This window comes from Citrobacter sp. RHBSTW-00570, from assembly GCF_013739755.1.
GTDB classification, from domain to species: Bacteria; Pseudomonadota; Gammaproteobacteria; order Enterobacterales; family Enterobacteriaceae; genus Citrobacter; species Citrobacter braakii.
In genome coordinates this window covers 2,674,965-2,692,322 of record NZ_CP056399.1, presented here as the reverse complement: position 1 = coordinate 2,692,322, position 17,358 = coordinate 2,674,965, and the positions used below count along the sequence as shown (strand labels likewise).

At 49.9% G+C, this 17,358-nt stretch carries 15 protein-coding genes and 1 pseudogene; 8 read left to right on the top strand and 8 right to left on the bottom strand.

Going from position 1 to position 17,358, the window contains the following annotated elements; genetic code table 11:
* Positions 1 to 3: 3 nt before the first annotated feature.
* A pseudogene (gene ynfE / locus HV237_RS12785) lies at positions 4 to 2,441 on the bottom strand (selenate/tellurate reductase subunit YnfE).
* A gap of 148 nt (positions 2,442 to 2,589) precedes the next feature.
* On the bottom strand, positions 2,590 to 2,898 hold the full coding sequence (locus tag HV237_RS12780) for a DUF1161 domain-containing protein (RefSeq protein WP_085951053.1): 309 nt from the start codon (positions 2,896 to 2,898) through the stop codon (positions 2,590 to 2,592).
* 102 nt (positions 2,899 to 3,000) lie between these two features.
* Between HV237_RS12780 and HV237_RS12775 the strand changes: the two genes are divergently transcribed.
* Positions 3,001 to 3,711: a YnfC family lipoprotein gene (locus tag HV237_RS12775; RefSeq protein ID WP_029139534.1), complete on the top strand. Its 711-nt coding sequence runs from the start codon at positions 3,001 to 3,003 to the stop codon at positions 3,709 to 3,711.
* 7 nt (positions 3,712 to 3,718) lie between these two features.
* On the opposite strand, the gene speG is transcribed toward HV237_RS12775, so the two are convergent.
* Entirely contained in the window at positions 3,719 to 4,279 is a 561-nt protein-coding gene (speG, locus tag HV237_RS12770) for a spermidine N1-acetyltransferase (RefSeq protein ID WP_006684613.1), read from the bottom strand.
* A gap of 35 nt (positions 4,280 to 4,314) precedes the next feature.
* Complete coding sequence (locus tag HV237_RS12765) at positions 4,315 to 4,656, bottom strand: DUF1283 family protein (protein WP_016153054.1); 342 nt, start codon at positions 4,654 to 4,656, stop codon at positions 4,315 to 4,317.
* 153 nt (positions 4,657 to 4,809) lie between these two features.
* On the opposite strand from HV237_RS12765, the gene HV237_RS12760 reads away from it, so the two are divergent.
* The 5 genes from HV237_RS12760 to HV237_RS12740 all read left to right on the top strand — a co-directional run bounded on the left by HV237_RS12760 (position 4,810) and on the right by HV237_RS12740 (position 10,556).
* On the top strand, positions 4,810 to 5,136 hold the full coding sequence (locus tag HV237_RS12760; RefSeq protein WP_016153055.1) for a YnfA family protein: 327 nt from the start codon (positions 4,810 to 4,812) through the stop codon (positions 5,134 to 5,136).
* Between the two features lie 107 nt (positions 5,137 to 5,243).
* The gene (gene rspA, locus HV237_RS12755) at positions 5,244 to 6,458 is read left to right on the top strand and encodes a starvation-sensing protein RspA (RefSeq protein WP_047358404.1); all 1,215 of its coding nucleotides are present in this window, start codon (positions 5,244 to 5,246) and stop codon (positions 6,456 to 6,458) included.
* A 13-nt stretch (positions 6,459 to 6,471) separates the two neighbouring features.
* The gene (locus HV237_RS12750; RefSeq protein WP_094761168.1) at positions 6,472 to 7,491 is read left to right on the top strand and encodes a Zn-dependent oxidoreductase; all 1,020 of its coding nucleotides are present in this window, start codon (positions 6,472 to 6,474) and stop codon (positions 7,489 to 7,491) included.
* Positions 7,492 to 7,544: 53 nt separating this feature from the next.
* Positions 7,545 to 8,924 (top strand): MFS transporter, encoded by a 1,380-nt coding sequence (locus HV237_RS12745; RefSeq protein WP_047359036.1) that lies wholly within the window; start codon positions 7,545 to 7,547, stop codon positions 8,922 to 8,924.
* A 165-nt stretch (positions 8,925 to 9,089) separates the two neighbouring features.
* Positions 9,090 to 10,556: a fructuronate reductase gene (locus HV237_RS12740; RefSeq protein ID WP_047359037.1), complete on the top strand. Its 1,467-nt coding sequence runs from the start codon at positions 9,090 to 9,092 to the stop codon at positions 10,554 to 10,556.
* Positions 10,557 to 10,630: 74 nt separating this feature from the next.
* Here HV237_RS12740 and ydfZ read toward each other — a convergent pair whose 3' ends face one another.
* From ydfZ to ydfG, 3 genes are all read right to left on the bottom strand, one after another.
* Entirely contained in the window at positions 10,631 to 10,834 is a 204-nt protein-coding gene (gene ydfZ, locus HV237_RS12735; RefSeq protein WP_003032393.1) for a putative selenium delivery protein YdfZ, read from the bottom strand.
* 188 nt (positions 10,835 to 11,022) lie between these two features.
* A complete protein-coding gene (locus HV237_RS12730; protein WP_016153060.1) occupies positions 11,023 to 11,709 on the bottom strand; it encodes a GntR family transcriptional regulator in 687 nt (228 codons plus the stop codon).
* 86 nt (positions 11,710 to 11,795) lie between these two features.
* Positions 11,796 to 12,542, bottom strand: a complete 747-nt coding sequence (gene ydfG, locus HV237_RS12725; RefSeq protein ID WP_016153061.1) for a bifunctional NADP-dependent 3-hydroxy acid dehydrogenase/3-hydroxypropionate dehydrogenase YdfG — start codon at positions 12,540 to 12,542, stop codon at positions 11,796 to 11,798.
* A 137-nt stretch (positions 12,543 to 12,679) separates the two neighbouring features.
* On the opposite strand from ydfG, the gene dcp reads away from it, so the two are divergent.
* Entirely contained in the window at positions 12,680 to 14,725 is a 2,046-nt protein-coding gene (gene dcp, locus HV237_RS12720) for a peptidyl-dipeptidase Dcp (protein ID WP_047359038.1), read from the top strand.
* Positions 14,726 to 15,465: 740 nt separating this feature from the next.
* Here dcp and mgtS read toward each other — a convergent pair.
* Complete coding sequence (gene mgtS / locus HV237_RS12715) at positions 15,466 to 15,561, bottom strand: protein MgtS (protein ID WP_003032406.1); 96 nt, start codon at positions 15,559 to 15,561, stop codon at positions 15,466 to 15,468.
* 486 nt (positions 15,562 to 16,047) lie between these two features.
* Here mgtS and urtA point away from each other — a divergent pair, with 486 nt between their 5' ends.
* Positions 16,048 to 17,319 (top strand): urea ABC transporter substrate-binding protein, encoded by a 1,272-nt coding sequence (urtA, locus tag HV237_RS12710; protein ID WP_016156478.1) that lies wholly within the window; start codon positions 16,048 to 16,050, stop codon positions 17,317 to 17,319.
* The last annotated feature ends 39 nt before the right edge of the window (positions 17,320 to 17,358 follow it).

The following is a 17,358-nucleotide window of genomic DNA, read 5'->3' as shown; positions in this document are numbered from 1 at the left end:
TCCTTATGCCTTCTCGATCTCGACCAGGTTAGTATGCTGTGGGTTGCCTTTTGCCAGCGGCGACGGGCGCTGAGTTGTCAGCGTATTGACGCAGGCGCCATGGTCAATCTTATCGCCAGCCATATCGGCATCGTGCCATGCACCCTGACCCATTGCGCTTACTCCGGGCAAAATTCGTGGCGTTACTTTTGCCGGGATACGCAGTTCACCGCGATCGTTAAAGACTCGCACCATATCGCCATTTGCAATCCCCCGTTTTTGGGCATCGATGGGATTGATCCATACTTCCTGACGACAGGATGCCTGGAGAACATCGATATTGCCGTAGCTGGAGTGGGTCGGGATTTGTAGTGGAAACCAAACATCTGCAGCGGGAATGAACTGCGTTTCGGGTCATCCCACCCTTCAAAAGTGGACGCATAAACGGGAAGCGGACTGATTACCTCGTCCTTTTGCAGTTCCCATGTACTGGCAATTTTCGCCAGTCGGCTGGAGTAAATTTCAATCTTGCCAGACGGTGTTTTGAGCGGGTTGGCCTGTGGATCCTCGCGGAATTTTCTATAGGCGACAAAGTGTCCGTTAGGATCTTTGCGTTTATAGATCCCCATTTTTTTCAGCTCGTCATAAGTCGGGAGCGCGGGGTCTTTAGCCAGCATTTTTGCATACAGATATTGAAGCCACTGCTCCTGGGTACGGCCTTCAGTAAACCGTTGATAGACATCATCGCCAAGACGTTTTGCGACTTCACTCATTATCCAGTAGATCGGTTTGCGCTCGAACTTAGGCGACGTCGCGGGTTGAATAAAAATGAGGTAACCCATGTTGCCTGCATAATCGTTAGGAATGATGTCTTCCTGTTCGACGGTCATTAAATCAGGCAGCAGAATATCGGCATATTTGGCCGAAGAGGTCATGAAGTTTTCGATTACCACAATCATTTCGCATTTCGTGTCGTCCTGAAGGATCTCATGCGTTTTATTGATATCTGAGTGCTGATTGGTGATGGTGTTGCCCGCGTAGTTCCAGATAAATTTAATCGGCACGTCGAGCTTATCTTTCCCACGTACGCCATCGCGGGTAGCGGTCATTTCCGGGCCCCGGACGATTGCGTCGGTCCAGCTAAAGCAGGATATCTGGGTCTTAATGGGATTTTCTGGCAGCGGCATACGCTCAATCGTGATGGTGTAGGTTGATTCTCGTGCACCGCTATTGCCGCCGTTGATGCCAACGTTGCCGGTCAGGATCGGCAGCATCGCGATTGCGCGTGAGGTCAGCTCGCCGTTAGCCTGGCGTTGCGGACCCCAGCCCTGACAAATATATGCGGGTTTGGTACTGCCGATTTCCCGAGCCAGTTTGATAATGCGCTCGGCTGGGATCCCGGTAACATGTGAGGCCCACTGGGGAGTTTTAGCGATACCGTCATCGCCGTTGCCCAAAATATAGGCTTTGTAGTGCCCATTAGCGGGTGCGTCGGCGGGCAGGGTTTTCTCGTCGTAACCAATGCAGTATGTATCCAGAAACGTCTGGTCAACGAGATCTTCGTGAATCAGGACCCAGGCGATTCCGGCTACTAATGCAGCATCGGTGCCTGGACGAATAGGGATCCATTCATCTTCACGACCCGCTGCGGTATCGGTATAACGCGGGTCGATGACGATCATCCGGGCATTAGAGCGCTCCCTGGCTTGTTCCAGGAAGTAAGTTATTCCACCTCCGCTCATACGCGTTTCGGCGGGATTATTGCCGAACATCACCACCAGCTTCGTGTTTTCGATATCGGAGGTGCTGTTGCCTTCGTTTGAACCGTAGGTATAAGGCATTGCCGCCGCGATTTGTGCGGTACTGTAGGTGCCGTAATGACTCAGGAATCCGCCATAGCAGTTCATCAGGCGAGCGACCAGCGAGGCATAAGGGGAGGAGCGAGTAATGTTGCCGCCTACAATGCCAGAGGTGTAGTTGATATACACGGCCTCGTTACCGTATTTGTGCACGGTATTTTTCAAACTGGCACTGATGGTGTCCAGTGCTTCCTGCCAGGTTATACGCTCAAATTTACCTTCACCGCGTTTGCCCACGCGCTTCATGGGGTAATTCAGGCGATCCGGATGATTGATCCGTCGACGGATTGAGCGCCCACGCAAACAGGCGCGAACCTGGTGTTGACCATAAATATCGTCCCCGGTCGTATCGGACTCCACCCAAACGACTTCATTATCTTTGACGTGGAGTTGCAGGGCACAACGGCTGCCGCAGTTTACGGAACAAGCGCCCCAAACCACTTTTTCTTCAACGGGTTGTATCGCCTGCTGTACCGCTGCGGCGGCAGTGCGCATTCCGAAAGGTAACGACAGCCCACCCGCGGCAAGCGCCAGCGAACCGATTGCCGAGGATTTCACTAACGTCCTGCGGCTAATGCCTCCATATTGCTCAGTTTTTGACATTACTCACCCCATTATAGTTATCGCTATATATTAATTCCTATAACGAAATTAATAGCATGCTAATAATGGTTTGAGTTTACCCACTTATGGGTATGTCATCTTAATGCATATCAAACTGGAGTGACCCTCCGCGTACGGAGGGCGTGATTTATTGCGGTTCGGCGACGTGCCCGTCCTGGGCAGGGGTGCTATTGGCAGGGGCGTTGCCACTGTTGGTTCGGGTATAGAGAATTTTGTGCGTATCGTTTGCACAATGTCCCACGACCAGTGAATCAGGCTGATCGGCCTGATCGTTGGGAACAATGTTCAGCGTAAAGCTGGATTCAGCAACGCCATTATTAATGATGCGCTGTTCGATATCGCTTTTCACGCGTTCACATGACGCCGGCGCCGCCAAAACCTGCGGGGACGCGACGGCCAGTAAGAGCGCGGCAATTCCTGTTATGTATTTCATCATCAGCTCCTTTATGATCGACCTGGACTAAGATTAGCATTTCTGGTGTAAATAACTGTATTTGCTAATATGATTGAGAATTATCTTCTTATCCCGGTGAAAAATGTGAAGAAAAAGATCTTATTAGGTTTCCTGTGCGTCGTGTTGGCCGGGTGTGATAACGCCAAAGGCCTGGATTCCTTTACGCCGGAAATGGCCAGTTTTTCCAATGAATTTGATTTCGATCCGCTGCGCGGGCCAGTAAAAGATTTCAGCCAGACGCTGCTTAATGACAAAGGTGAAGTCACCAAGCGCGTTGTCGGTACGCTCTCACAGGAAGGGTGCTTCGATACGCTTGAATTGCATGATATTGAAAGCAATACCGGCATGGCGCTGGTCCTGGATGCTAACTATTACCGGGACGCCAAAACGCTGGAAAAACGGATCCGCTTACAGGGTAAATGTCAGTTAGCAGAACTGCCTGCGGCGGGCGTGGTATGGGATACCGACGATAACGGTTTTGTCGTTTCCGCCACGGGAAAAGAGATGAAGGTGCAATATCGCTATGATGCGGAAGGCTACCCGCTGGGTAAAACCACCGTCAATAAGGACAATACCTTGCAGGTTGATGCCAAACCGTCGGTTGACCCGTTGAAGAAGCTGGATTACACCGCGGTAAGTCTGCTCAATAACCATCCGTTAGGTAATGTAAAACAAACGTGCAAGTATGATGACTATGCTAATCCGGTCAACTGCCAGCTTGTTATCGTTGACGAGAGCGTGAAGCCGGCAGTTGAACACCATTACTCGATTGAAAACACCATCGATTACTATTAGTCAGTCTTTATTGAGCGGTAGGTTGCAGCAGGTTGGGACCTGACGTTTTATGTTCTGCAAGATACTGCTGCTGGAAGATACACATGCGGATAGTGTTGCGGTATTGACCGTTGATAAAGAATTCATGAATCAGCTCGCCTTCGACCATAAAGCCGAGTTTACGGTAGATGTGGATGGCTTTTTCGTTCTCTTTATCAACGATCAGATACAGCTTATATAAGTTAAGTACGGTAAAGCCGTAATCCATCGCCAGCTTAGCAGCCCGGGAAGCCAAACCTTTGCCCTGATATTCCGGCGAAATAATGATCTGGAATTCTGCCCGGCGGTGCACATGGTTAATTTCAACCAGCTCCACCAGTCCGGCTTTTTCACCGTCGCATTCCACAACAAAGCGACGTTCGCTTTGGTCGTGGATATGCTTGTCATACAGATCTGACAGCTCAACAAATGCTTCGTAAGGTTCTTCAAACCAGTAACGCATTACGCTGGCGTTGTTATCAAGCTGATGGACAAATCGTAAATCTTCACGCTCCAGCGGGCGCAGCTTAACACTGAGGGCGCTAGTCATATCGTATCCTTTCAATATCTTTCAAAGTGCAATCATTATGGGGCAACGGTGCGGCCAGTGCGTCGGTCGAGGCAGCGCAGGGTGTTGGGCTCCCAGTACGCATTAATATTAGCGCTCTGTTCGCATTTATCACGGCTATCGAAAGCAGCGTCGGTTTTGTCCCACTCTTTCTCTGCACGCTTGTTGACCTTCTGGCGTAGCTGACGCGTATCGTTCCATTGTTCCTTTTCCATTGCTGCCTGTTGACGACTTTGCGCACTGTCCCCGGATTCAATGATCAGTTTACTGGTTTCAGCAAATGCGGAAGAGGTGTACACAGCCGCAGCCAGCGTCAGCATAGCCGTCAGGCACAGGCGTTTGGTCAGTGTAATATTCATGGTGAATTCCTTTTATGGGAAAGGGAAAAAACAATAAAACAGGGCTAAATTCTACACTATTCTGGCTTGCGGGCATACCCACTCAGCGGAGATGGATACGCTAACGACATTCTGTCGTATCATGGTTAAACCGAAGGTAACTGAATAACATCAATGCTTAAGACCACATTCCTTTTTTTCATCACCGCGTTATGCGAAATCATTGGCTGCTTTTTACCCTGGCTCTGGCTTAAGCGAGGGGCTACGGCCTGGCTGCTGATACCCGCCGGGATGTCACTGGCCTTATTCGTCTGGTTACTGACGCTGCATCCGGCAGCAAGCGGGCGTGTGTACGCGGCCTATGGTGGAGTTTACGTGGTGACAGCGCTGCTTTGGCTACGTATTGTTGACGGCGTAAAACTTAGCCTGTACGACTGGTCAGGCGCGCTGGTGGCATTGTGCGGCATGCTGATTATTGTGGCTGGATGGGGGCGCGCATAGCGCCTTTTTTGTGATCAATCAGCGTTTTTTTGATCTTCATACTTGTATGGTAGTAGCTCAGTTGGGTAAATTTCCTGCATCACAAGAACAAATGCAAGGAATAAGAAATGAAGATTGTTGGGGCTGAAGTGTTTGTCACCTGTCCGGGGCGTAATTTTGTCACGTTGAAAATTACCACAGACGATGGGATCACTGGGCTGGGAGATGCCACGTTAAACGGACGCGAGTTATCCGTAGCGTCCTATCTGAAAGATCATGTTTGTCCGCAGTTGATTGGTCGCGATGCGCACCGAATTGAGGATATCTGGCAGTTTTTCTACAAAGGCGCGTACTGGCGTCGTGGTCCGGTCACCATGTCGGCGATTTCCGCGGTGGATATGGCATTGTGGGACATCAAAGCGAAAGCGGCGAATATGCCGTTGTACCAGCTGCTCGGCGGTGCATCTCGTGAAGGCGTTATGGTTTACTGTCACACCACAGGCCATACCGTTGATGACGTACTCGAAGATTATGCGCGCCATAAAGAGATGGGCTTTAAAGCAATTCGCGTGCAGTGCGGCGTGCCGGGTATGAAAACCACTTACGGTATGTCTAAAGGCAAAGGACTGGCCTACGAACCCGCCACCAAAGGGCAGTGGCCAGAAGAGCAGTTATGGTCAACGGAGAAGTACCTCGATTTCACACCAACACTGTTTGAAGCCGTGCGCGACAAGTTTGGTTTCAACGAACATCTTCTGCACGATATGCACCACCGTATGACGCCAATTGAAGCGGCCCGTTTCGGCAAAAGCATCGAGCAATACCGTCTGTTCTGGATGGAAGACCCAACCCCGGCTGAAAACCAGGAATGCTTCCGCCTGATCCGCCAGCATACGGTCACGCCGATTGCGGTAGGGGAAGTTTTCAACAGTATCTGGGACTGCAAACAGCTTATCGAAGAGCAATTGATCGACTATATCCGCACCACCATCACCCATGCGGGCGGTATCACTGGCATGCGTCGAATTGCCGATTTCGCGTCGCTGTATCAGGTACGTACCGGTTCGCATGGACCTTCCGATCTGTCTCCAGTATGCATGGCCGCCGCGTTGCACTTTGATCTATGGGTGCCGAACTTCGGCGTACAGGAATATATGGGGTATTCCGAGCAAATGTTGGAAGTGTTCCCGCACAACTGGACCTTTGATAACGGCTATATGCATCCTGGAGACAAACCAGGTCTTGGGATCGAGTTTGATGAAAAGCTGGCGGCGAAATATCCGTATGACCCTGCATATCTGCCTGTTGCTCGTCTGGAAGATGGCACGTTATGGAACTGGTAAGGAGTGATTTGCTATGAAAAGTATTGTGATTGAAAAACCGAATACGCTGAATATTGCCGAGCTACCGGTACCAGAACCCTCTGCAGGCGAAGTCAGGGTTAGGGTGAAACTGGCGGGAATTTGTGGTTCTGACAGCCATATTTATCGCGGACACAATCCATTTGCAAAATACCCACGCGTGATTGGCCACGAGTTTTTTGGCGTGATTGATGCGGTAGGTGAAGGTGTTGACCGTTCGCGAATGGGCGAGCGAGTATCCGTTGATCCGGTTATCAGTTGCGGACATTGTTATCCCTGTTCAATTGGTAAACCTAACGTTTGCACATCGCTGGTGGTGCTGGGCGTGCATCGCGATGGTGGTTTTAGCGAGTACGCTGTCGTGCCAGAGAAAAATGCCTGGACGATCCCCGATGCCGTTCCTGATGAGCATGCTGTTATGGTTGAGCCTTTTACCATCGCCGCAAACGTAACCGGGCAAATAAATCCAACAGAAAACGATATTGCGCTGATTTATGGCGCGGGTCCTATGGGGCTGACCACCGTACAGGCGCTTAAACGTGTCTATAAAGTAAAAACAGTGGTGATTGCTGACAGAATCGATGAACGCCTTAGCATGGCGAAGCAGTGCGGTGCAGACTGGGCAGTCAATAATAGTCAGCAATCGTTGCAAGATTTCCTGACGGAAAAAGGGCTAAAACCGACCATCATCGTGGATGCAGCTTGTCATCCATCTATTTTACAGGAGGCTATCACGCTGGCATCGCCAGCCGCGCGGATTGTTCTGATGGGCTTCTCCAGCGATCCTTGTCAGATTGTTCAACAAGGCATTACCGGGAAAGAACTTTCAATTTATTCCTCAAGATTAAATGCGAACAAATTCCCGGTTGTTATTGATTGGTTAGTCAACGGACTTATCGATCCTAACCAACTTATTACCCATACTTTTGACTATCACCACGTTACCGACGCAATTGAATTGTTTGAGAAAGATCAGCAGCACTGCTGCAAAGTTTTACTCACATTCACTGAATAATATAAATAACTGCGAGTAAGTGGTACGCATCTTACCTCTTAGAGATAGCCAATATGAATCAAGAAAAACACGAAAGATCAACGAAGGATCTGGTCAGAGCCGCCGTATCCGGATGGTTAGGTACTGCGCTCGAATTTATGGATTTCCAATTATATTCTCTGGGTGCCGCGCTGGTATTCCATGAGATATTTTTCCCGGAACAGTCTGCAGCGATGGCGCTCATTTTAGCAATGGGTACCTATGGTGCAGGATATATTGCTCGTATCGTCGGAGCATTTATATTTGGCAAAATGGGAGACAGCATTGGGCGTAAAAAGGTGCTGTTTATTACCATCACCATGATGGGGATCTGCACAACATTAATCGGCGTACTGCCAACGTATGCGCAAATCGGTATCTTTGCTCCCGTATTGCTGGTGACGCTGCGTATCGTACAAGGGCTTGGCGCGGGGGCTGAAATCTCGGGCGCAGGGACTATGCTTGCTGAGTATGCGCCAAAAGGCAAACGCGGCATCATTTCCTCGCTTGTCGCCATGGGGACAAACTGTGGAACCCTTAGTGCAACTGCTATCTGGGCGGTGATGTTCTTTGCTCTTGACCGGGAAGAACTGTTAGCCTGGGGCTGGCGAATTCCGTTCCTGGCAAGTGTCGTGGTAATGATTTTTGCCATCTGGTTACGTATGAACCTCAAAGAAAGTCCGGTATTTGAGAAAGTTAATGACGAGGAAAATTCTCCTGCATTAAATAATTCGTCGGAAAATACACTAGGGGCGATGTTTACCAGTAAATCCTTCTGGCTGGCAACCGGTTTACGGTTTGGACAGGCGGGTAACTCTGGGTTAATCCAAACCTTCCTTGCTGGGTATTTAGTGCAGACGTTGTTATTTGATAAATCAATACCCACCGATGCTTTAATGATTAGTTCGGTACTAGGATTTATTACGATACCGCTGCTCGGCTGGTTGTCTGATAAGTTTGGTCGCCGGTTGCCTTATATTATTCTGAATATTTCGGCAATTATTCTGGCTTACCCAATGCTCTCAATCGTCGTGGATAAAACGTATAGTCCGGGCGTTATTATGACGGCACTGATTGTTATTCATAACTTTGCCGTATTGGGATTATTTGCTCTCGAAAATATTACCATGGCTGAAATGTTCGGTGCCCGTAACCGATTCACACGCATGGCGATTTCAAAAGAGGCGGGTGGGCTGGTTGCCGTTGGTTTTGGTCCGGTTCTGGCTGGTATCTTCTGTAACATGACTAATTCCTGGTGGCCAATTCTGGTGATGATCATTGCCTACTCACTGATCGGTTTGGTTTCCGCGCTGCTGATGCCAGAGGTGAAAGACCGCGATCTGAGTGCGCTTGAGGATGCTGCTGAGGTGAGTAAAGCCGATAAGATGCGTTGTTCAGCGACCCAGACAAGCTAATCCACAGCCGCAGCATGAACGGAGGCGTTCGTTCTCCGTTTATGCTGGTACACAGCTTTAAGTGATGTCATACCAATCATAAAAAGCTTAATGCAAATCAAAACATACAACCATACAGGCGTTACTCTGAATCAATCCTGATTTCATTGATAAGTAGGTCATACCATGCAAAACAAGCTCTTAACGGCAAAGGCTGCAGTTCCCGACTACGATCGTACAAAACTGGTCCCGCGTATTGTTCATCTGGGGTTTGGCGCATTTCACCGCGCACATCAGGGGGTTTACGCTGACATTCTCGCTGCAGATCACGGCAGTGACTGGGGCTATTGCGAAGTGAACCTGATTGGCGGCGAGCAGCAGATTGCCGATCTGAAACAGCAAGATAACCTGTATACCGTTGCAGAAATGTCCGCAGATGCTTGGACTGCAAGAGTCGTGGGCGTGGTGAAAAATGCGCTGCATGCGCAGGTTGATGGGCTGGAAAGCGTGCTGGCTGCGATGAGTGAACCGCAGGTTGCGATTGTTTCCCTGACCATTACCGAGAAAGGGTATTGCCATTCTCCGGCGACCGGTCAATTGATGTTAGACAACCCGATGATTGCCGCCGATCTACAAAATCCAAAACAGCCAAAAACTGCGCCAGGCGTTGTGGTTGAGGCGCTTGCACGTCGCAAAGCTGCGGGTTTAGCCGCTTTTACCGTGATGTCCTGCGACAACATGCCAGAAAACGGTCATGTGATGCGCAATGTTGTCACCGCGTATGCCCGGGCGGTGGATGCGGAACTGGCTGCGTGGATCGAACAACATGTCACATTCCCGTCGACAATGGTTGACCGCATTGTCCCTGCAGTTACCCAGGATACGCTGGACAAAATTGAACACATTACCGGCGTACGCGACCCGGCAGGCGTGGCATGTGAACCGTTCCGTCAGTGGGTTATTGAAGATAACTTTGTCGCTGGCCGCCCTGATTGGGAGAAGGCGGGAGCGGAGCTGGTTGCTGATGTCATTCCGTTTGAAGAGATGAAACTGCGTATGCTCAACGGCAGCCACTCTTTCCTTGCTTATCTGGGGTATCTGGCGGGATATCAGCACATTAACGATTGCATGGGCGATGAAAATTATCGCCTCGCCGCGCGCGCGCTGATGTTGCAGGAACAAGCGCCCACGTTAACAGTGAAAGGTGTGGATCTTCCGCACTATGCCGATCTGTTAATTGAGCGCTACAGCAACCCGGCACTGCGTCATCGTACCTGGCAGATCGCGATGGACGGCAGTCAAAAACTGCCGCAGCGTATGCTGGACTCCGTTCGCTGGCACATTGTGCACGGTAGCCACTTTGAACTGCTGGCGCTGGGCGTGGCTGGCTGGATGCGTTACGTCGGCGGTGTGGATGATCAGGGCCAGGCGATTGAAATCAGCGATCCGCTGTTACCGGTGATCCAGAAAGCGGTGCATAGCAGTAACGAGGGCGAAGATCGTGTCCAGGCGCTGCTGGCGATCGATGCTATTTTTGGTCGTGAACTGCCGCAGGTAGAATTGTTCAAGAACCAGGTCACACAAGCCTATCTTGCTTTACTGGCTGAAGGGGCGAAAGCAACCGTTGCGAAGTATGCTGCAAAACTGAAGTAACGAGAACATCATTTAAGTCGCCATCTGGCTATAAACAGGCCAGATGGCGCAATGTTTTCTGGCATTCACACCAATTAGTTCATGCCCAAACGAATCAGTTCGAGGGGGGCATATTTACCTTCACACCCTTCGATTTCCACTGTTTTCCCGCGGCGAATTTGCTCAGCGGTCAGACCATCGGTATCTATCGCTGTAATGCGGCCTGTAAGTCCGGTGTCGCTAATCATGACGCGGCTGCCAGTGGTGATTGCGTTACGGTTACGATCGTATGTTTTCATGGTGTTTTCTCCTTTCCAACTTACTGTCAAAGCCCGTGGGCTCTAGTCCCACGTAACGGGCGCAATATAAATACGCTTCTCGTTAATGATTTTTTTTGTTTTCGATCAAAATCACAGCTTTTTTTATGCAGATGTGCGGGAGAGGGGAAGGCAGGAGAAACTCACCTCGGTGTGAGGTGAGCGTAATATTAATCTTCGCTGAACCAGTCGCTATTTTCCTGACGGATTAGCTGAACGGACTCACCAATTTCCTGGAGATGCAGCATCATTGCGCGCTCTACGGCATCGCCATCATGTTTCTCAAGTGCGGTAAAAATATCGTGATGCTGACGCAGCAGCATTTCAGGCGGAGAGATATGATCCAGGCTCATATAGCGAACGCGGTCAATCGTGGCCTTAATATTCTCAACGGTGTCCCAGGCGAGCTGGCACTCAGCGATTAAAGCCAGTTTCTGATGAAATTCGTCATCTAGCTGGAAGAAATCATTGATTTGTTTTCGATCAATCGCGATGCGCTGCTGATGCAGATTTTGTTCGAGCTGATAGCACTGTTTATCGGTGATCAGTGATGCGGCGCGGCGGACCACGGCACATTCAATTGCCTGGCGAACAAAACAGCCGTTCTGCACCTGCGACAGCGAAATTTTGTTTACGTAGCTGCCACGCTGCGGGCGGATCTGAATCAGACCGTTCTCTGCCAGTTTGATGAATGCTTCTCGTACCGGCTGGCGTGACACATTAAAGCGTACGGAAACCTCTTTTTCCGACAGCGGCGTACCGGGTGCAATCAGACAGTGCACGATATCACGACGAAGAATACGGTAAATCTGTTGATTTACCGGTTGTGTAGGGTTTAGCTGCGTTTCTACGGTCATTCATTCTTACTTTTTAGAGAGTTAACCCGGAGATCTTATCACTTATTTCAGGCTATCTATACCCGGCGCAAGGCCGGGCAGAGAAATTAGCTCCGATGAATACTCAGTCCGGCAAAAGACTGTGTGACAGGCATCATTTCAAGGGTGTTAATGTTGACATGAGCGGGTAAGGACGCCACCCACCATACCGCTTCTGTAACATCTTGCGGGGTCAGCGCAGTGGTATTTTCGTAGGCTTTTTCAGCTTTAGCATCATCGCCTTTGAAACGTACGTTAGAGAATTCCGTACCGCCAACCAGACCAGGTTCAATGTCGGTAACGCGAATCGCAGTGCCGTGTAAGTCAGTACGTAAATTCAGGCTAAACTGGCGAACAAACGCTTTGGTCGCACCGTAGACGTTCCCACCAGCGTATGGCCAACTTCCCGCGGTAGAACCGATATTGATAATATGACCGCGGTTGCGCTCAACCATGCCTGGCAGAACGGCACGGGTCATATAAACCAGGCCTTTGTTGTTGGTGTCGATCATATTTTCCCAGTCTTCAACGCTGGCCTTGTGGGCTGGCTCAAGGCCCAGCGCCAGACCCGCATTGTTGACCAGAACATCAATATCGCGCCATTCAGCGGGTAAGGCGTTCAGCATCTCTTCAATTGATGCACGATTACGTACGTCCAGTTGCGCGGTATAGAGGCGGTCACCCAGCTCATCTTTGAGTTCCTGCAGGCGCTCCTGGCGGCGTCCGGTGGCAATAACTTTATGCCCATTCTCAATAAAACGACGCGTAATGCACTCACCAAAACCTGCGGTTGCTCCGGTTACTAAAACGATCATCTCACTGTTCCTCAACGCTTTTTATGTAGTACTACCATAGCACGTCATTTCCGTTCAGAGCTATTCCTGCTTAACGCGATTGCGGTCGATTCCCGGGAAGTCTACTCTGGTAAACAAATCGTTTTCAGGAGTGAAAGATGTCGTTAACGAATCCATTTTTACACCACAGCACATTGCCGTATCAGGCACCGCAGTTTGATCAGATCGACGTGCAGCATTATCGTCCAGCGTTTGATGAAGGCGTGCGGCAAAAACGCGCCGAGATCGACGCTATTGTGCAAAACTCACAGGTTCCTGATTTTGCTAACACGTTGCTGGCGCTTGAACAAAGCGGGGGGCTGCTCACGCGCGTGACCAGCGTTTTCTTCGCGATGACGGCGGCGCACACCAACGATGAACTACAGCGCCTTGACGAAGAGTTTTCCGCAGAGCTGGCGAACCTTGCCAATGATATTTATCTCAATGGCGCGCTTTTCGCCCGTGTCGAAGCTGTCTGGCAACGGCGTGGTACGCTAAGTCTGGATAGCGAATCAATACGTCTGCTGGAGGTCGTGTATCAGCGTTTTGTACTGGCCGGCGCCCGTCTGAACGAGACCGATAAAGCTAAACTTAAAGCGCTCAATACGGAGTCAGCCACGTTGACCAGCCAGTTCAATCAACGGTTGCTGGCAGCAAACACGTCAGGTGCTATGGTGGTGGATGATATCCGGCATCTGGAGGGGCTGAGCACAGAAGAAATTGCCGTTGCTGCCGAAGCTGCAAGGGCGAAAGGGCTTGAAGCGCGTTGGGTTATCCCGCTATTAAACACAACACAGCAACCGGCGCTTGCGGTTTTACGCGATCGTCAGACCCGCGAAAAACTGTTCACCCGCGCATGGACGCGGGCTGAAAATGATGATGGCAACGACACGCGAGCTATTATTCAGCGACTGGTAGCAATCCGGATGCAGCAGGCGCAACTGCTTGGTTTTGCCAATTACGCAGCCTGGAAAATTGCCGACCAGATGGCAAAAACGCCGGAAGCGGCACTGACATTTATGCGATCTATTGTTCCAGCCGCGCGGGCGCGGGCGTTGGATGAGCAGGCTGAAATCCAGAACGTTATCTTTCAAGAACACGAGTCGTTTAGCGCCGAGGCCTGGGACTGGTCGTTTTATGCCGAGCAGGTCCGTCGTGAGAAATATGACCTTGATGAGGCACAGCTCAAACCTTACTTTGCCCTGGATTCGGTGCTGAACGAGGGCGTTTTCTGGACGGCCAATCAACTCTTTGGCATCAAATTCGTTGAACGATTCGATATTCCGGTTTATCACCCGGATGTTCGGGTATGGGAAATATTCGATCATGATGGCGTAGGGTTGGCGCTATTTTACGGTGATTTCTTTGCCCGGGAATCAAAAAGCGGCGGAGCCTGGATGGGCAATTTTGTCGAGCAATCGCTGCTTAACGAAACCAGACCGGTTATTTACAACGTCTGTAATTATCAAAAACCTGCGCAGGATCAGCCTGCATTGCTGCTGTGGGATGATGTTATTACGCTATTTCATGAATTTGGACATACATTGCACGGTCTGTTCGCCACTCAGCGTTATGCCACGCTTTCTGGGACCAACACTCCGCGTGATTCTGTCGAGTTTCCTTCACAGATCAACGAACACTGGGCGAGCCATCCTCAGGTCTTTGCCCGTTTTGCCCGACATGTTGATACCGGGGAGCAAATGCCGCAGGCATTGCGGGATAAAATGCAGCGAGCCAGTCTGTTTAACAAAGGTTACGACATGACCGAACTGCTCAGCGCTGCATTGCTGGATATGCGCTGGCACTCTCTGGAGTTGAGCGAGTCATCTCATCCGGTCGATCAATTTGAACAGCAGGCGCTGGCGGCGGAAGGTTTGGATCTCAAGGCCGTGCCGCCGCGTTATCGCAGCAGTTATTTTGCCCATATCTTCGGTGGCGGTTATGCCGCAGGTTATTATGCCTATCTGTGGACGCAAATGCTGGCCGATGACGGCTACCAGTGGTTCGTAGAGCAGGGCGGATTAACCCGTGAAAACGGACAGAAATTCCGCGAAGCAATTTTGTCCCGCGGAAACAGCACTGATTTAACTGAACTTTATCGCCAGTGGAGCGGGCGTGATCCGCGCATGGAACCCATGCTGGAACATCGTGGCTTGAGCGCTTAAGCCAGGTCAGTCAGAAAATTGAACCGGGCGTGGTGCCCGGTTGTTAGCTGGATTTTTTCTTCAGCAAAATGAATCGTTGTTGGGTATTGATGCCTTGCATCTCATAGAGACGCTCGGGTAGGGAGTGCTGCTGGTGAAAGGTCGGCATTGTTTTCCTGTTCTTACGTTACTTGACTGGTTTGCTTTGGGAAGGAAGGTAGGTATTGCCGCAGTTGGGGCAGACTAACGTTATGTTGTTTTTTATTCTCGACAGGCTGTGCATTGACTGGCGGCAGCAGTGAGGACAGGTACTTTTCACTGGTCGTAAAGTACGCATCTTAATATCTTTGAGTATCGACATATTGATTGTCCTTGTGATGGGGTGCTTACCATACACTATGAAGCAATAAATAGCTCATTTTATAACCATTGCGATAACATGGATTACTGTACGGTTTGCAAGAATCTCATTAGCGGCCAACATGTCTTATAGAAGGTAGTTACGTTTCGTTTAACGTTCATTGGGGTTGTCGATGATAGATTAGCCAACTATCCGTTATCTTCGCAGGGAATTGCCAGGTAGCGTATAAAAGCAAAACACAAATCTATCCATGCAAGCATTTACCGCTGGTTTATCCGGCGGTTTTTTTTTATCTGTACATCAGGGAAAAGGTGCCGGGAGGGGGAATTCAGGTAAAAAAATGGCCCCTTGTGCAGCTACGCAGCAAGGGGCCGGGTCGGTTCAGGACTATCTCCGTTCATCAATCATCCCATCTGTGGCTAAAATACGCGGCCAGGAAACCGGAAAATAAAATAATTCCCAGAACAGCCATAAAAATATTCATATTACCCAGCATAGTAAATGCTCCTTTATTTGTGAGTTTCCTCTCTTACCTTAAGTTCACCTCGCTTATGACTATAGTAGCAATTCAATCTTAAACAAAGGCTGAACTGTGTGATTATTTCGGCGGAAAAGTAAAATTTTGACGTGATTACGTCTGGAAAAATAAATAATAGTGACAAGGGACGGTTATCTGCGAACAAATAACCATGTTTTTATACCGGGGCACGCCGTTATGACCGTGTGTGACAGACACAGATTGTTGCACGTTTATAATGCAGAGTTGTCTCATTGTGGTTCAATGTTTCACGCGATTAATCCTTCTGGCGGCAAAAATTAATACTGATTTTTGTGCCTAAAATTCTAATTCATTGATTTTATATGATGTTTAAATATCTGGCATCGTTTTTGCCTTATCACTTCTGAATACCCTTAATTTGCACCGTTTTGTCTGCCCGGCTGCACCGGAGCTTTCAACAAGACTAATTTCAGGAGTGAAACTATGCAGCGTCGTACATTTTTAAAAGCTTTTGCGCTTTCCGCCTCTGTTGTCGCAATGGGAATGAGTTTTAGCGTTCAGGCGGCCGACACTATTAAGGTTGGCATCATGCATTCGTTATCCGGCACCATGGCTATTTCCGAAACGCCGCTGAAAGATGTGGCGTTGATGACTATTAATGAAATCAATGCGCAGGGCGGTGTATTGGGCAAAAAGCTGGAACCGGTGGTGGTTGACCCGGCTTCGAACTGGCCGTTATTTGCTGAAAAAGCACGTCAGTTACTGAGCCAGGACAAGGTAGCGGCGGTTTTCGGCTGCTGGACATCGGTTTCGCGTAAATCGGTTTTACCGGTATTTGAAGAATTGAACGGTCTGCTGTTTTACCCGGTGCAATATGAAGGTGAGGAGATGTCGCCTAACGTCTTCTATACCGGCGCTGCGCCTAACCAGCAGGCGATCCCGGCGGTTGAGTATCTGATGAGTGAGGACGGCGGCAGCGCTAAGCGCTTCTACCTGCTGGGTACGGACTATGTCTATCCGCGTACGACTAACAAAATTTTACGCGCCTTTTTGCATTCGAAAGGCGTGGCCGATAAAGACATCGAAGAGGTGTATACCCCATTCGGACACAGCGATTACCAGACCATTGTTGCCAGTATTAAAAAATTCGCCGCAGGGGGAAAAACGGCGGTGGTATCGACCATCAACGGGGATTCTAACGTTCCATTCTATAAAGAGTTAGCGAACCAGGGCCTGAAAGCCACGGATGTTCCGGTGGTGGCATTCTCTGTGGGTGAGGAGGAGTTGCGCGGTATCGATACTAAACCGCTGGTGGGCAACCTGGCTGCGTGGAACTACTTTGAGTCCGTAGATAATGCGGCCAACAAGAAGTTCGTCGCGGATTACCGGGCGTATGCCAAAGCACATAAGCTGCCGAATGCTGATTCGGTGGTGACCAACGACCCTATGGAAGCCACTTATGTTGGCCTGCATATGTGGGCGCAGGCAGTAGAAAAAGCCGGAACTACCGATGTGGATAAAGTCCGGGCGGCTATGGCAGGACAATCATTCGCGGCACCATCAGGATTTACCCTGACCATGGATGCGACCAACCATCACCTGCATAAACCCGTCATGATTGGCGAGATTGAAGGCAACGGCCAGTTTAACGTGGTGTGGCAAACCGAAGCGCCGGTTCGCGCCCAGCCCTGGAGTCCGTATATCGCCGGTAATGATAAAAAATCTGAACAGCCCGTTAAAACCGCCAGCAACTGATCTTACGCCCTCCAGCGGGAGGGCAACGCTTTGGAGAAT

What these genes read in the sequence shown, in the direction of transcription:
- HV237_RS12780 (WP_085951053.1), bottom strand. Translation starts at nt 2,898, where the DNA reads ATGATGAAATACATAACAGGAATTGCCGCGCTCTTACTGGCCGTCGCG.
- speG (WP_006684613.1), bottom strand. Translation starts at nt 4,279, where the DNA reads ATGACTAGCGCCCTCAGTGTTAAGCTGCGCCCGCTGGAGCGTGAAGAT.
- HV237_RS12765 (WP_016153054.1), bottom strand. Translation starts at nt 4,656, where the DNA reads ATGAATATTACACTGACCAAACGCCTGTGCCTGACGGCTATGCTGACG.
- HV237_RS12760 (WP_016153055.1), top strand. Translation starts at nt 4,810, where the DNA reads ATGCTTAAGACCACATTCCTTTTTTTCATCACCGCGTTATGCGAAATC.
- rspA (WP_047358404.1), top strand. Translation starts at nt 5,244, where the DNA reads ATGAAGATTGTTGGGGCTGAAGTGTTTGTCACCTGTCCGGGGCGTAAT.
- HV237_RS12750 (WP_094761168.1), top strand. Translation starts at nt 6,472, where the DNA reads ATGAAAAGTATTGTGATTGAAAAACCGAATACGCTGAATATTGCCGAG.
- HV237_RS12745 (WP_047359036.1), top strand. Translation starts at nt 7,545, where the DNA reads ATGAATCAAGAAAAACACGAAAGATCAACGAAGGATCTGGTCAGAGCC.
- HV237_RS12740 (WP_047359037.1), top strand. Translation starts at nt 9,090, where the DNA reads ATGCAAAACAAGCTCTTAACGGCAAAGGCTGCAGTTCCCGACTACGAT.
- ydfZ (WP_003032393.1), bottom strand. Translation starts at nt 10,834, where the DNA reads ATGAAAACATACGATCGTAACCGTAACGCAATCACCACTGGCAGCCGC.
- HV237_RS12730 (WP_016153060.1), bottom strand. Translation starts at nt 11,709, where the DNA reads ATGACCGTAGAAACGCAGCTAAACCCTACACAACCGGTAAATCAACAG.
- ydfG (WP_016153061.1), bottom strand. Translation starts at nt 12,542, where the DNA reads ATGATCGTTTTAGTAACCGGAGCAACCGCAGGTTTTGGTGAGTGCATT.
- dcp (WP_047359038.1), top strand. Translation starts at nt 12,680, where the DNA reads ATGTCGTTAACGAATCCATTTTTACACCACAGCACATTGCCGTATCAG.
- mgtS (WP_003032406.1), bottom strand. Translation starts at nt 15,561, where the DNA reads ATGCTGGGTAATATGAATATTTTTATGGCTGTTCTGGGAATTATTTTA.
- urtA (WP_016156478.1), top strand. Translation starts at nt 16,048, where the DNA reads ATGCAGCGTCGTACATTTTTAAAAGCTTTTGCGCTTTCCGCCTCTGTT.